The sequence below is a fragment of the Flavobacterium sp. SLB02 genome (assembly GCF_009664855.1).
Classification (GTDB): Bacteria; Bacteroidota; Bacteroidia; order Flavobacteriales; family Flavobacteriaceae; genus Flavobacterium.
Window position 1 is genome coordinate 667857 of sequence record NZ_CP045928.1, and the last position, 13009, is coordinate 680865.

Below are 13009 nucleotides of genomic sequence, written 5' to 3' on the forward strand. Positions count from 1 at the left end.
AAAAACACAAACAATCTTTTACAGCAAAAGGGAAAAGATGCTGTTGCAAAAGGAGTTATTTCAAAAGAAGCAAATCAAATTAGAAGAGGAAAACAAAAAGCAAATGATCAATAAAATTTTAAAGAGTAAATGGATTTATTTTTTACTGCTAATAGGTATAGTTTTATATCTAAGAGAGAATCAATTAATATTAAACTCTCCTAAATATATATTTTGGGTATTGTTTTCTATATCCTTTATTATATTATTTGTATTAGAGATTAGGGATAAAATCAAAATAAAAAAAAGTATTTTGGATTATTTTTTTGTTATAATAACGGTCTCTTTTTTTTCTATTTATATGGCATTAATTTTAAAAATTCCAATAAATGAATATATAATATATAAAAGTCAGAACGAAATTTTGGTAAAAAAATGTAAAATATCAAATTATATTTCAGGTCGATCAGATAGATTGCTCTTTTATTTTGATGATAAAGTTTATAGTGTAGGGTTTCAAAATTCTAACCCTTTAGAGAGAAAAAAATTATGGCTAACTTTTTATTAAGAGTTGAATACAAAAAATCTATTTTGAATACTTATATTGTGCAGGAATATGGGGTAATTAAAAAATAGGAAAAACATGTTTTTCAATTGACGAAGGCATCTTTTTTTTGAACTGAATAATATATTTTTCTAAAGAGGCAATGTTTTTAGAAGAGTCTATAAATACAAGAAAATTCCAATTAAGAAACTGAAATTATTGACTGATAATTTTATTTCGGGAAAGCAAGTTTTTTTTTTAGATACCGCAGGAGTTTACTGATGCAAAAGGGGGGAAACAATCATTTGCAGGCTTGACAGGAATAGATTTAGATAATAAAATGGTAGAATTTGAACAGTCGAAAGTTCAAGACTACATCAACAGTTATAGACGGAATGATCTTAATCCAATAATAACTAACATTAATGAACTGTTTACTGGGACAGTAGTCAAAACGATTGGTCCAGGTGCTGTGAATGATGTTATGAGAGAGAGTTTCAATGGAGGTAAGTCATTTAATTTTAAAAGTTATGATGATAAAGTAAAACTAGGGCAAGAATTAATTAAAAAAGAACATAATGAATAAGTTAGCATATTTCTTAATACTATATTTAAGCCTTTTCTTAACTGAGCTTATTGGTAGTTATTTATTTCTTATGTTTGATTCGTCTAATTATGATTATCAAGGCTGTCTAGCTGCAGTAGCATTGTGGAATTTATGGCGGGTATTATTTTATGGTTTGACTTTTATGATACTATATTTTCTGTTTTTTACGTACGTTAAAAACTTAAAGTTATACAAGCCACTATTATTTTCTCTTTTTAATTTACTGGTTTATATTTTGTTATCTGTTCTGTCAATAGTTATTTGGGGCAAAAATGTTCCACTGCCTCCACAGGGAGTAATGTTTTGGATAACTTCTATATGCATATTTTTAAGTCCCATAATTTTGGGTCAAATATCTTATTTTAAAAGATTAATGGGAAATATGTAAAAAAAAAGTTTATCATTTTTTCTGATTTATAATCCGAAACGAAAATATTTCATAGCATGTAAAGTACATTGCTTTTGGAGAAGTTTTGTTTGAGGAGCATTCCAGTTCTTTTTCCAGCCCTTATTTGTTTAATGGGAAGGAATTAGATAGAGAGACTAATTTGAGTTATTATGGGGCTAGGTATTTCGATATGAAGACTCCGTTGTGACTAAATGTTGATAAAATGGCTGAGAAATACCCAAGTATTGGAGCATACTCTTACTTTATCCATTTATTATGAAAAAGAAAAGAGGCATTTTGCTATTAGTAACAGCCAAGATTTAAAAAATTGGCTAGCAAATAACAATGTAAAAAGCGATTTTTTATCTAAAAAAGATCACATATTAATACTTCATGGTTGTAGAAGTGCTTATGGAGAGAATTCAATAGCAAAAACACTTTCTGGGGAAAATAAAAATACAGGATTAGTTACTGTGGGAGCAACAGGAAATGTACTATATAATGAAAAAGGAGAGTACATGGGACTGCATCAAATGGTACTTAAAATAAAGGATCATGGGATGTTTATCAAAATGGTAAAATTATTAAATCATTTCCATGGAATTGGAAACCAAATAGTAAAGACGTAAAAGTTGCAATTGATGGAAAATAATTTATTATTAAAAAGAAAAATTTTTGCTGTACTGATAAGTATTATCTTCTTTAGTTGTACTAAGGATAAAAAAACAAACTCTTTTTATGACAAAGTAGAGTATTATCATAGTGATTATTATAGAATTGCTGGGCCACCAGATGGAATAAATAGATTTGATGTTTATTATTCTGACTTTGTAGAAAAAAACAGTAAAATTCATTATAAAGACTTATCTGAATTTGGATTTATAAAAAGTGAAATTAACAATGAGTTCTCTGAGAAGATAGATAACTTTTTTACAGATCAAAATCCTGGGAGATATTATCCTGATTATAAATGTTTAAATTGTTATCAAGATGTTTTGCTTTTTTATAAAAATAATGAATTAATTGGTATTGCTAAGTTTGACTTTAAATGTGATAAATATTGTTATAGCAACTTTGAGTCAAATAAAGATAGATATTTAAGGAAAGATTGTCTACAGTATAAGTATCTTTTTAGATAAGGATATGATTTGATAATTTTCAGAATATATGAAGATGCATTTAAAAAGTAAAAAAGTGAAAGAAAATAATAAACTAACTACTGTCGATTGGATTAAGTTACTAGGATTTTTATTGGTTTATTTTTTCTTTATCAAGTCAAAAGATGTTATTATAAATTATCCATATTGGCTATTATTTACTGCTTTTGCAATTGTACTGGTTATTGTTGCTATTTTACAATATCGAGAAATGCAAAAAGAGTACAGTAAGACTGAAAAAGACGATAAGCCTTTGTTCGTAGTAATAAATGGGCTTAAAATAGCAGTAATTGCTTATTTTGTTTCCGGAGTAATTTTAATTCCATTTAATTATTATACTATTTACAATTCGAAAGAAAATGCTTTAATTTCAGAGAAATGTGAAATAACAGGTATTTCTACTTATTCTAAAAATAGATCTGTATTTTATAAGTTTAAAGGAAAAACTAATGTTATAAATGGTTTTAAGCCAATAATGGAAAATATTAAAGATAATGGCAAATTCAAAAACTATTATTTTGCAGCAGAAGTAAAAAAAGGTATTTGTAATACTTACATACTTGAAAACTGGGATATAATACAAAAGTAATTTTGGTTTTTGGACCTACAGAAAAGAATTAAACAATCACTATTCAACAATGTAATTTTCTAATCGTTTTGATTTCTAGAGAAAATGAAAGATAACTTTAAAATATCAGACAAAGAACTTCTCACAGCACGAAATACTATTCTCAAAGAGTATGGTATTCCCGAACTTGAAAAAAACGGATATATCAGATCTCCGTTCAAAACATCTTGGTTTGGCGAATACGATTCTAATATTCACGGATACTCCTATGAATTATGCAAGGTTACAAATGAGAATCACTTGCATATTATTACTTTGACTGTTTTTAGAGGGGAGAAACGGATAAAAATAGACTTGAATATTTTCGAACTTAATGAAAAGATAAATTCAATTTCAGATTTGAAAGAGTGTGACGGAATAAATTTTAAGATGCCGCCTAATGATTCAACTACTATGCAATTAAGAAGCGATGATTATAAAGGTCCGCCTTTATTTTATATGCTTTTTTTACCCGAGTATAAAATAGGAACATATAAAACCCAAAGCAGCTTTGAAAAACAGCTGAATAAATTAAGGGATTTGGTAAAAAAAGACATGGCAAACATTGATTTCTTTGTAAAAAGATGGCGTGAAATCCATAAGCCAAATGTAACTGACAAGGAAGGAAATGTAGTAAAAAAAGTCCAGTAAAATTATGAGTGATACTTGATTATTACATTAGTACTGCTTTACATTAAAAATTAAAAAAATGAAATTAAGACCAAATTACCTTTTTCTACTGCTTTTTTTAGTCTTTGTAAATTCAATTACAGCCCAGATAAAACCTTTGACAATACAACGCTATTATCCTAAAGACTCCCTAAAATACAGCAAAGCCGTTGCGGATGCTGAGTTTAATTACGAGAGTAAATTATATGGTAAAACAACGATGATTATTCATTGCGAAAGTCAGTATGGTCATTTTGAATTTGTTTTTAAAAAGAAAATCAACAAACTCAGCCGTATGATCGATTACAAAGATGGAGCTGTTGGTGAAGTTTATAATTTTAAAACTAAAAAATGGGTTCATGAAGAAGAATCGTGGAAACATAGCGATATGAAGGGCAAACCTATGGATACTATAATTTTTAGCGAAGATAATTTATATGCTTTTGTACTATTACAAGATCACGGAGGATTAATCGAAAAAGCTAAATTTCAGGATTTTGGAAATGTAGTCTATTGGCCTGAATTTGATTATCAAAAATGTACTATTAGCGATGAGGATAAAGACGGTAAACCTGAATTTTATTTGTCCTATATGGGAGACAGCGATGGACTGGATGCAAAACCCTTCAAGCAAATTATTTATACAATTCCTGAAAAATCAGCGAACCAGAGCCTGGTAAAGTCAAAAGCAACAGCTTATTATCCTTCGGGAAATGAAGATGATGTTTATAAAATTGAATATGATGAAAATTGGAAACAATTACCCAAAGCGATTAAGCTCAAAAGCCAGAAAATAATTAAAGATCATAGTTTAAACTATAAAGATTAATAAAGTATCGTACAAAACAACATTTTCTGCACAACACTTTTATTTCTATATTTACAGGATACAATACCTCTTTACTATGAAAATAAATACTTCTTCAAAATTTCGTTTTTTATTCTTCTTCAGTATCATTTTGTTTGTGCCTGCGGTAAAAGCCCAAAACGAATCGTATTCAGAACCACAACAACAGGAAATTACCGATACAACTTTTGTGAATTTAAAAGACTATAGTAAGGATTTTGTTTACGATATGAAGTATGCGACCGAGGATAATTTTCTAAAAGCAAAAGTATATGATTGTGCCGAATGTTTGTTGCGTTACAAGACCGTTCAGGCCCTTATAGCCGCCAATAAAGAATTTATGAAGAATGGATGCAAAATAAAAATATACGACTGCTACAGGCCCTTATCGATACAAAAAAAAATGTGGGAAATAGTATCCAATCCCCAGTATGTTGCAGATCCAAAAAAAGGCTCCATCCATAATAGAGGAGGAGCCGTAGATATTTCGTTAGTAAATGCCGATGGTATTGAACTTGAAATGGGAACTAAATTTGATTTTTTCGGAATTCAGGCCAGTCATAATTATAAAAAACTACCCGATCCCGTAATCGCAAATAGAAAATATCTTAAAAGTATAATGATCAAAAACGGCTTCAATTCGTTCGATTCAGAATGGTGGCATTATAATTTAAAAACCGGTTTAAAAGATAAAGTTGCTGACCAAACCTGGAAATGCGATTAATTATTCAACACATCTCATATTCTCCATAAAATAGGTATTGGGTTTGTAAACCTTACCATTCAGTTCCGATGTTAATTCTCTCTTTACGATATAATCTTCCGTTACCGTGAGGTATTTAATACGCATTATAGAGATAGGAGATTTTTTTAATTCCTCATAATTATCTTTCATAAACATGAAAATACCGGTATTAATACGATTGTCAAAACCTTTATCATCATGAATAAGTGTACCACAATTCTCTCTGTCGATATGAATTAAGGTTACAATTTTTCCGTTTTCTAATTGCAAAAAGATTTTCGAATTCTTATCAAAGCAATTTGCTTTTATAAAATCCTTGCTTTTCTGAATATATTGCAAGTTTAATGTAGGTAAACCATCTGTTTGCGCTAAGGCAAAGAAAATATAATCAAATGTTCCGCCAAAATATTTTTCGCTCATCAGGTAATCATTGGTTACTTTATAGCTACCAATAGAGTCGTTTACATTTGTGCTATATTCACATGGTTTTTGAGCGAATGCGGTAAGCGTTAATAAAAAAAAGGTTAGAGTAATTAGTTGTTTCATTTTTTAGTTATTTTTCTGCAAATTAAAACTATTTTGTTATCATTTTTATCAGTTGTAAAAAAACAATACAAATTTCCTCCACTTTTTATTTTCCACTTTTTTCGAATGTTTTCTACCGTGTCTGGAAAATTTCGTGTGGTAATATTGGCCTGCTTATTGGCAAGCTCCGCTTTCATTTCGTTTTTACCATACCCAATCACTTTTTCGATTGTAAAAGTTCGTCCCGGAAAATCGATTAAACTCTCTGATGTGTATAAATGTGAGTGTTTATGCAGTTTATTGATGTCGAAAAAAGCACTTACTTCATCAAAACCACCGGATTTCATTATAGCCGAATTGGCTTCATAAAGATATTTTTGAGGCAAATGATACGAAGGAAAAACAGTATGATCGCCCAGAACAAACTCAAAAGTCTCCGTTTTATCCTTTAGAATGTTGGCTGTTTTTATGCGAATTTCGCCTTTGTAATGATTGTGAATTTCAAAAAGCAATTCTTTTACTTCATTTTCAAGTGCAATAATATGAATGTTTTTAACGAATTTTAATTCAGATAAGCCTGCTGAAATATCCAGTAAGGGAGCGGTTTTTATTAAAATAGAATCACTTTTTTCAAAATAAAAATCCAATAATTCAGGCACATTGGGTAAACAATCCTTTAGCATAAAAACCTTGCCTTTTGCATCACTTCTGCGGGAAGGATCAATATAAATCCAGTCCCATTTTTGATTCAGTTCGTTTAGTGCATTTGTAGAATCATTGGCATAAAAGGTACAATTGTCAACTTTTAATTGTTCGAAATTATGCTGTACAATTCCCGATAAATCTTCGTTGATTTCGCAATGGGTAATGCTCTTGAATTTTTTAGCAAAGTAATAATCATCTACGCCAAAACCTCCCGTAAGATCTATCAAACTTTCGCCTGAGATTAGTGAAGCTTTATAAGCAGCTGTTTTTTCAGATGAGGTTTGTTCAACAGAAACCTTACTTGGGTAAATGATATTTTCCGTTGAAAACCAAGTGGGTAATTTGTCTTTTGCCTTAGATTTTGCTTCAATCTGATTTAAAACCAATATCCAGTCGATTTCAGGAAACGGATTTTTTTGAAGCGCTAATTTTATAGTCGGGGCACCACTATTTTGAGTTATAAATTCCTGAATATTTTTGTCTAAAATAGAAGTGTTCAATGCTAAATTCTTTCGGTTAATACAGATACGATTTTGTTATCAGGAAAAAATTCTTTTAAAATTACCTTTACCATTGTAAAAACCGGAATGGCAATAATCATCCCGACAATCCCAAAAGTAATTCCGCTAATTATAGTAATCAGGAATATTTCCAGCGGGTGCGAATTTACACTTTTTGACGAAATTATAGGCTGGCTAATATTATTATCAATCGCCTGAACCAATAAAAATCCTATAATTACATATATTGTTTTGGGTAAAATTTCGCTCTGAAAGTCGCTGCCAATCATACTAATCATCGTTAATATTCCGGCCAGTGTGGTTCCTATTATCGGACCTATATAAGGAATGATATTCAGAATAGCACATAAAAAAGCAATTACAAAAGCATTTTTATTTCCAAAAATCATTAAAACAATTAAATACAAAATAAATACAACGGTTAATTGCAATAATAATCCAATAAAATATCGGGTCAAAAAGTGGTTGATTTTTGTAATAGAGTTAATGATTTTATCTTCATTATTATCCGGTAGAATTTTACGCGCAGTTTCTTTGAATGAATCCTGATCCTTAAGAAAGAAAAAAGTAATAAAGAAAACAGAAACCAATCCCATTCCCATATCGGCTAAAAATCCCAATATTGAATTTAGAAAAACGGTAAAATAGCTAAAATCAATAAGTGAAGTGATTTTAGAATCTTTTAAAACCTTATTTAAATCAACATGTTGAATATTAAAATACGCTTCGATACTTCGTTCTGTTTCCATAAACTGTCGCTGCAGACTTTGCGTATCGAGTAAAGAAAGATTATTGGCCTGAGAAATAATCAAGGGCACAAATAAAAAGATAAAACCAACGATTGCCAAAATAAACAGGACTAATGCTATCGTGGCGGCCAGTGAATTGCCAAACTTTAATTTATTTTTTAAAAATTGTATTAACGGATTTGCAATTAAACACAATAGTAAAGAAATGCACAAGTAAACAATTACAGTTTGTATCGTGTAGAGAAAATATAAAGCAACAGTAATAATTAATATAGTGGCTAAAGCTCTTAAGATTCCGTTAGATATAATTTTTGATGTTATCATGTTTTGATTTTAGATTATAAATATAGGAAAAAGCTTTTAAAATTAAGGGATAAACAAAAAAAAGCGAGATGATTTCATCCCGCTTTTCATTTGCTTATTTTATTCTGTTTTTTTAGATTCCAAATGCAGCTCTAGGTCCGCCTGTAACAAATATAGCAGCCATTCTGTTTTTTTGTCCGGTAGAGAACATATACATTGCATTATCATCAACATAATCCATATAGTTCATCGTCATTTCTACAGGAGTTCCTGAACAAGTACTATAATGAGGATATGCAGGTACACCATAATTTTCTTCGTTATGAGTAGGAGTATCAGATACTAAATCACTTCCGCAATTAGCGTCTCCCCAAATATGGCGTAAATTCATCCAGTGACCCACTTCGTGAGTACCAGTTCGTCCTAAATTAAAAGGAGCATTTGCAGCACCAGATAAACCAAAGTATTTAGAGTCAATTACAACACCGTCTGTAGCAGCTGCTCCTCCGGGAAATTGCGCATAACCTAATATTCCGCCACCAATGGCACATGACCATAAATTAAGTTTTGTTGTTGGCGAGGTAGGTGCTAAACCACCTTGAGCTACTTTTTTCATGGCATCATTTGTTCCCCATGAAGTCTTTGTAGTGGATTTTCTAATGATCTGATCTAGAACAAATGAAATTCCTACATTCGCTTTTACGCCTGCAAATAGGGTAGGTACACTATTGTAATCTGAATTTAATGCATTGAAATCTTTGTTAAGGACATCAATCTGACTTTGAATTTGTGCATCAGAAATGTTTTGTGCAGCTGTTCTGTATAAAACATTAACTACAACGGGAATCTGAATTTTTCCATTGACAAGTTTTCCAGTAATTAGAGCCTTGTTGGTAAAAGCCTCAATTTCATTCATTCTGATGGCTAAACTAGGATCAGCTCTCAGTTGATCATCTAAAACTTGTTGTGATGCACATGCGCGGCGCGTCGATGCAGTTGTTGCTTCTGAATCTGTTGATTCTGATTGGTCATTTTGACATGAAAACAGCAATAGGGCTGTTACCGCGGAAATAAGAACTTTTTTCATAATAACTTGGGTTTTTGTTATAAAAAATTACATTTGGTTGTTTGTTCCGCAATTTTATAACAAAATCATTTTGTAGCCAAACTTTTATAATGATTTATTTATGAGAAATTTATAAACCCTTGTATAATCTAGTTCTTACAAAAATATTAAAATTATTTTTAATGTGTTTTTTCTTACTTATTGTTTTTTAAAATGCGTTTTAACGCATTTATTTACCTTTAATCGAGATTTTAGATAGTTTTTTTTAAGACTATTTTCAAATCGATTCAAATTTAACACTATTTGAGGCGAAAAATTAGAGAGTAGTGATCTCGTACAAAGCAATACTGGCAGCCTGCACAACATTCATACTGGAGTTTTTTCCGAACATATTGATGTGCACAATTTGGTTCGAAATTTTTAAAAGTTCATCTGAGATTCCGTCAATTTCACTTCCTAGCAAAAGAGCAATTTTTTTATTATCAGGAACCACAATTTCTTTTAGAGGTTTACTATTGCTGGCAATTTCCAAAGCAATAATTTCAAAGTTGTTTTGAAGTAAAAAGTCAACAAGTTCTGTGCTCCCTTCAATTATAGTATGTGGCACATGAAGATGCGTGCTTCGGGAAGTTTTATTGATTTTTCTGGGTGTTAGCGGAATATCTTTTCCTAAAAAGATAATATTCTCGACCCCAAAAGCTTCGCTGATTCTAAAAAGAGAACCTATATTTTGCTGAAAGTAAATATGATCACAAACTAATGTTATCGGAAATGTTTTTCTTTCAAATTGATTTTCTTGGTGAGTAAGCTGCACTAGTTAAATTTTAGTTGGTAAAAATATAATTGATAATGTTGGCACCCATTTTTAAAGCCTTTTCTCTAACAGCGATTGGGTCATTATGCACTTCGGCATCTTCCCAGCCGTCGCCCAAATCACATTGGTACGTATATAGTAATACTAATTTATTTTCTACGAAAATTCCAAAAGCCTGCGCGCGGGTTCCGTCATGCTCATGAATTTTTGGTAATCCGTTCGGGAAAGGATATGGTTTTTGAAATATAGGATGATTCGCCGGAATTTCGATTAAATTATTATTTGGGAATATTTTTTTTATTTCTTTTCGAATGTATTGATCCATTCCGTAATTGTCATCAATATGAAGAAAACCGCCACCATTTAGATATTTTCTTAAATTACTAACATCAGCATCGCTAAAAACTACATTTCCGTGACCCGTCATATGTACAAAAGGGTACGAAAGCAAGTCAGGATTACCAGGTTCTACAGTTGAAGGTTTCGCTTTTATTCTCGTATTAATATTAGCATTACAAAACTTAATTAAGTTAGGTAATGACGTTGGATTTCCGTACCAATCGCCACCACCGCTGTATTTTAGCAGAGCAATTTCCTGCGAAAACGAAGAAATAGAAACCAATAATAAGAAGTAAAGTATTCTTTTCATATAATTATAAATTATCGAGTAATTTGCAGCATTTTTGTCATTTCGATGAAGCAGAAATCTCCGTTGTAAAATCGACAAAAATCGACAAAAATTGACAATTGTTGGCGGAGTTTCTTGGGGAGATTTCTGCTTCATCGAAATGACAAGATTGTGTTTAATCCTTGTCGAGCACAGTTCTATTGAAATTGACAAAACCATTGTTATTGATGACGACAGAGACTTTAATCAGGTGTTTCATTAAAAAAAACAACACTATGACACGCTACAATAGCAGCTGTTTCCGTTCTTAAACGCGTATTTCCTAAAGTAACCGGTTGATAATCATTTTCTAAAGCCAATGCAATTTCTTTTTCAGAAAAATCACCTTCAGGACCAATAAGCATCGTAACGCTTTCATTTGGTTTTAAAATATCTTTTAATGATTTTTTATCAGTTTGCTCGCAATGCGCGATTAATTGCAAACCTTCATTTTTTTGTTTTATGAATTCCTTAAACGAAATCGCTTCATTCAATTTAGGCAAATACGTTTCGTTAGATTGTTTCATCGCTGATAAAATAATCTTTTCAAAACGCTCTAAATTAATCACTTTACGTTCAGAGCGATCACAAATAATAGGCGTAATTTCCTGAATCCCAATTTCGGTTGCTTTTTCCAGAAACCATTCAAAACGATCGTTCATTTTGGTTGGGGCAACGGCAAGATGCAAACGGAATTGAGGTTCTTCGGTTTTTTTTATAGAAAGTACCTGAACGATACATTTATTGTCAGAAGCCAATGTAATTTCGGTTTCAAACAATAAACCTGCACCATTTGTAACGTGTAAAATATCGGAATCTTTCTTGCGTAAAACCTTTATTATATGTCGGCTTTCTTCCTTATCAAAAGAAAAACTTTCAGTGGTTTTGTCAATATCCGGATTGTAAAATAATTGCATAATTAAAATTGAATTCGCGCTTTTGAAACTACTGCTGAAGTTTCGAAACGACTTGATAAATATTTTTGATATCCTACAATTCCTATCATTGCAGCGTTATCGGTAGTATATTCAAATTTAGGAACAAAGGTTTTCCAACCGTATTTTCCTTCACTTTCTTTTAATCTGGTTCTAATGCCTGAATTTGCCGAAACTCCTCCGCCAATGGCAATTTGTGTAATTCCGGTTTCTTTTACCGCCAATTTCAATTTATCCATCAAAATTTCGATGATCGTATATTGTATAGAGGCACAAATATCATTCAGGTTTTCTTCGATGAAATTGGGGTTTTTAAGTTTTTCCTTCTGGATAAAATATAAAATCGCCGTTTTTAATCCGGAGAAACTAAAATCTAATCCCGGAACTTTGGGTTTGGTAAAAGCAAATGCTTTTGGGTTTCCTTCTTTGGCATATTTATCAATCAAAGGTCCGCCAGGGTAGGGAAGTCCAAGAATTTTGGCACTCTTGTCAAAAGCTTCACCAACCGCATCATCAGTGGTTTCTCCGATGATTTCCATGTCAAAAAAGCCATTTACTTTCACGATCTGAGTATGGCCTCCACTAATAGTTAAAGCCAAAAACGGAAATTCAGGTTTATCATAGCCTTCTTCATCTATAAAATGGGCTAAAATATGCGCATGCATATGATTTACAGCAATCAACGGAATCTTTAAGGCCAATGACAACGATTTGCTAAAAGAACTCCCTACAAGCAAAGAGCCCATTAATCCCGGACCTTGTGTAAAGGCAATGGCAGTTAGTTGATCTTTTTGTACATTTGCTTTGCGAAGCGCTGCATCAATTACCGGAACAATATTTTGCTGATGTGCTCTGGAAGCCAATTCGGGAACAACACCACCATATTGATTGTGAATTAACTGATTGGCCACAACATTTGAGAGTACTTTGTCGTTATGTAAAACCGCGGCAGCAGTATCATCGCATGAACTTTCGATGGCAAGAATAAAAACCTCTGAATTTTGCATATAAAGGCACGAATTTTGAATTATATTTGACAAATCAAATATTTGATTTTCTTTTATTATAAGGAGAAGCCAAAATTAAAGAATTTTTATCAAAAACAGTCGTACTTTGTCTGTTCAAAATAAATTTAAAAGAAAACTAAAATAAAAGCAGCTATCAAAAAAGTAAAGAAAATA

The 13009-nt window shown here is 31.3% G+C and carries 18 protein-coding genes; 10 read left to right on the forward strand and 8 right to left on the reverse strand.

Annotation, left to right across the window (positions count from 1 at the left end; genetic code table 11):
- Positions 1 to 37 precede the first annotated feature (37 nt).
- From GIY83_RS02910 to GIY83_RS02950, 9 genes are all read left to right on the forward strand, one after another.
- Positions 38 to 547, forward strand: coding sequence for a hypothetical protein (locus GIY83_RS02910; RefSeq protein ID WP_208684619.1), 510 nt, complete (start codon positions 38 to 40; stop codon positions 545 to 547).
- 289 nt (positions 548 to 836) lie between these two features.
- Complete coding sequence (locus GIY83_RS02915) at positions 837 to 1109, forward strand: hypothetical protein (protein WP_208684621.1); 273 nt, start codon at positions 837 to 839, stop codon at positions 1107 to 1109.
- A 494-nt stretch (positions 1110 to 1603) separates the two neighbouring features.
- Complete coding sequence (locus tag GIY83_RS02920) at positions 1604 to 1726, forward strand: hypothetical protein (RefSeq protein ID WP_229029197.1); 123 nt, start codon at positions 1604 to 1606, stop codon at positions 1724 to 1726.
- A gap of 37 nt (positions 1727 to 1763) precedes the next feature.
- Positions 1764 to 2147: a hypothetical protein gene (locus tag GIY83_RS02925; RefSeq protein WP_208684624.1), complete on the forward strand. Its 384-nt coding sequence runs from the start codon at positions 1764 to 1766 to the stop codon at positions 2145 to 2147.
- Between the two features lie 12 nt (positions 2148 to 2159).
- A complete protein-coding gene (locus GIY83_RS02930; RefSeq protein WP_208684625.1) occupies positions 2160 to 2657 on the forward strand; it encodes a hypothetical protein in 498 nt (165 codons plus the stop codon).
- 55 nt (positions 2658 to 2712) lie between these two features.
- Positions 2713 to 3264: a hypothetical protein gene (locus GIY83_RS02935; RefSeq protein ID WP_208684627.1), complete on the forward strand. Its 552-nt coding sequence runs from the start codon at positions 2713 to 2715 to the stop codon at positions 3262 to 3264.
- An 84-nt stretch (positions 3265 to 3348) separates the two neighbouring features.
- Positions 3349 to 3933, forward strand: coding sequence for a hypothetical protein (locus tag GIY83_RS02940; RefSeq protein WP_208684629.1), 585 nt, complete (start codon positions 3349 to 3351; stop codon positions 3931 to 3933).
- A gap of 58 nt (positions 3934 to 3991) precedes the next feature.
- Positions 3992 to 4780 (forward strand): hypothetical protein, encoded by a 789-nt coding sequence (locus tag GIY83_RS02945; protein ID WP_208684631.1) that lies wholly within the window; start codon positions 3992 to 3994, stop codon positions 4778 to 4780.
- A gap of 76 nt (positions 4781 to 4856) precedes the next feature.
- Entirely contained in the window at positions 4857 to 5522 is a 666-nt protein-coding gene (locus tag GIY83_RS02950) for a M15 family metallopeptidase (protein WP_208684634.1), read from the forward strand.
- On the opposite strand, the gene GIY83_RS02955 is transcribed toward GIY83_RS02950, so the two are convergent.
- The 6 genes from GIY83_RS02955 to GIY83_RS02980 form a co-directional block, all read right to left on the reverse strand.
- Positions 5523 to 6089: a hypothetical protein gene (locus GIY83_RS02955; RefSeq protein WP_194618959.1), complete on the reverse strand. Its 567-nt coding sequence runs from the start codon at positions 6087 to 6089 to the stop codon at positions 5523 to 5525.
- The gene (locus tag GIY83_RS02960; protein ID WP_208684636.1) at positions 6086 to 7273 is read right to left on the reverse strand and encodes a class I SAM-dependent methyltransferase; all 1188 of its coding nucleotides are present in this window, start codon (positions 7271 to 7273) and stop codon (positions 6086 to 6088) included. The genes GIY83_RS02955 and GIY83_RS02960 overlap by 4 nt, the downstream gene beginning before the upstream one ends.
- A 2-nt stretch (positions 7274 to 7275) precedes the next feature.
- Positions 7276 to 8367, reverse strand: coding sequence for an AI-2E family transporter (locus GIY83_RS02965; protein WP_194618955.1), 1092 nt, complete (start codon positions 8365 to 8367; stop codon positions 7276 to 7278).
- A gap of 112 nt (positions 8368 to 8479) precedes the next feature.
- Positions 8480 to 9433, reverse strand: a complete 954-nt coding sequence (locus tag GIY83_RS02970) for a zinc metalloprotease (protein ID WP_208684638.1) — start codon at positions 9431 to 9433, stop codon at positions 8480 to 8482.
- A gap of 295 nt (positions 9434 to 9728) precedes the next feature.
- The gene (locus GIY83_RS02975) at positions 9729 to 10226 is read right to left on the reverse strand and encodes a TrmH family RNA methyltransferase (protein ID WP_208684640.1); all 498 of its coding nucleotides are present in this window, start codon (positions 10224 to 10226) and stop codon (positions 9729 to 9731) included.
- 10 nt (positions 10227 to 10236) lie between these two features.
- Positions 10237 to 10875 (reverse strand): DUF4159 domain-containing protein, encoded by a 639-nt coding sequence (locus GIY83_RS02980; protein WP_208684642.1) that lies wholly within the window; start codon positions 10873 to 10875, stop codon positions 10237 to 10239.
- Between the two features lie 91 nt (positions 10876 to 10966).
- Here GIY83_RS02980 and GIY83_RS02985 point away from each other — a divergent pair, with 91 nt between their 5' ends.
- Complete coding sequence (locus GIY83_RS02985; protein ID WP_208684644.1) at positions 10967 to 11116, forward strand: hypothetical protein; 150 nt, start codon at positions 10967 to 10969, stop codon at positions 11114 to 11116.
- On the opposite strand, the gene GIY83_RS02990 is transcribed toward GIY83_RS02985, so the two are convergent.
- Together GIY83_RS02990 and tsaD are read right to left on the reverse strand one after the other, a co-directional pair.
- Positions 11097 to 11810, reverse strand: coding sequence for a 16S rRNA (uracil(1498)-N(3))-methyltransferase (locus GIY83_RS02990; RefSeq protein ID WP_208684647.1), 714 nt, complete (start codon positions 11808 to 11810; stop codon positions 11097 to 11099). The genes GIY83_RS02985 and GIY83_RS02990 overlap by 20 nt on opposite strands.
- A gap of 2 nt (positions 11811 to 11812) precedes the next feature.
- Positions 11813 to 12835, reverse strand: a complete 1023-nt coding sequence (gene tsaD, locus GIY83_RS02995) for a tRNA (adenosine(37)-N6)-threonylcarbamoyltransferase complex transferase subunit TsaD (protein ID WP_194618942.1) — start codon at positions 12833 to 12835, stop codon at positions 11813 to 11815.
- Positions 12836 to 13009 lie beyond the last annotated feature (174 nt).

What these genes read in the sequence shown, in the direction of transcription:
- GIY83_RS02910 (WP_208684619.1), top strand. Translation starts at nt 38, where the DNA reads ATGCTGTTGCAAAAGGAGTTATTTCAAAAGAAGCAAATCAAATTAGAA.
- GIY83_RS02930 (WP_208684625.1), top strand. Translation starts at nt 2,160, where the DNA reads ATGGAAAATAATTTATTATTAAAAAGAAAAATTTTTGCTGTACTGATA.
- GIY83_RS02940 (WP_208684629.1), top strand. Translation starts at nt 3,349, where the DNA reads ATGAAAGATAACTTTAAAATATCAGACAAAGAACTTCTCACAGCACGA.
- GIY83_RS02945 (WP_208684631.1), top strand. Translation starts at nt 3,992, where the DNA reads ATGAAATTAAGACCAAATTACCTTTTTCTACTGCTTTTTTTAGTCTTT.
- GIY83_RS02950 (WP_208684634.1), top strand. Translation starts at nt 4,857, where the DNA reads ATGAAAATAAATACTTCTTCAAAATTTCGTTTTTTATTCTTCTTCAGT.
- GIY83_RS02955 (WP_194618959.1), bottom strand. Translation starts at nt 6,089, where the DNA reads ATGAAACAACTAATTACTCTAACCTTTTTTTTATTAACGCTTACCGCA.
- GIY83_RS02965 (WP_194618955.1), bottom strand. Translation starts at nt 8,367, where the DNA reads ATGATAACATCAAAAATTATATCTAACGGAATCTTAAGAGCTTTAGCC.
- GIY83_RS02970 (WP_208684638.1), bottom strand. Translation starts at nt 9,433, where the DNA reads ATGAAAAAAGTTCTTATTTCCGCGGTAACAGCCCTATTGCTGTTTTCA.
- GIY83_RS02980 (WP_208684642.1), bottom strand. Translation starts at nt 10,875, where the DNA reads ATGAAAAGAATACTTTACTTCTTATTATTGGTTTCTATTTCTTCGTTT.
- GIY83_RS02990 (WP_208684647.1), bottom strand. Translation starts at nt 11,810, where the DNA reads ATGCAATTATTTTACAATCCGGATATTGACAAAACCACTGAAAGTTTT.
- tsaD (WP_194618942.1), bottom strand. Translation starts at nt 12,835, where the DNA reads ATGCAAAATTCAGAGGTTTTTATTCTTGCCATCGAAAGTTCATGCGAT.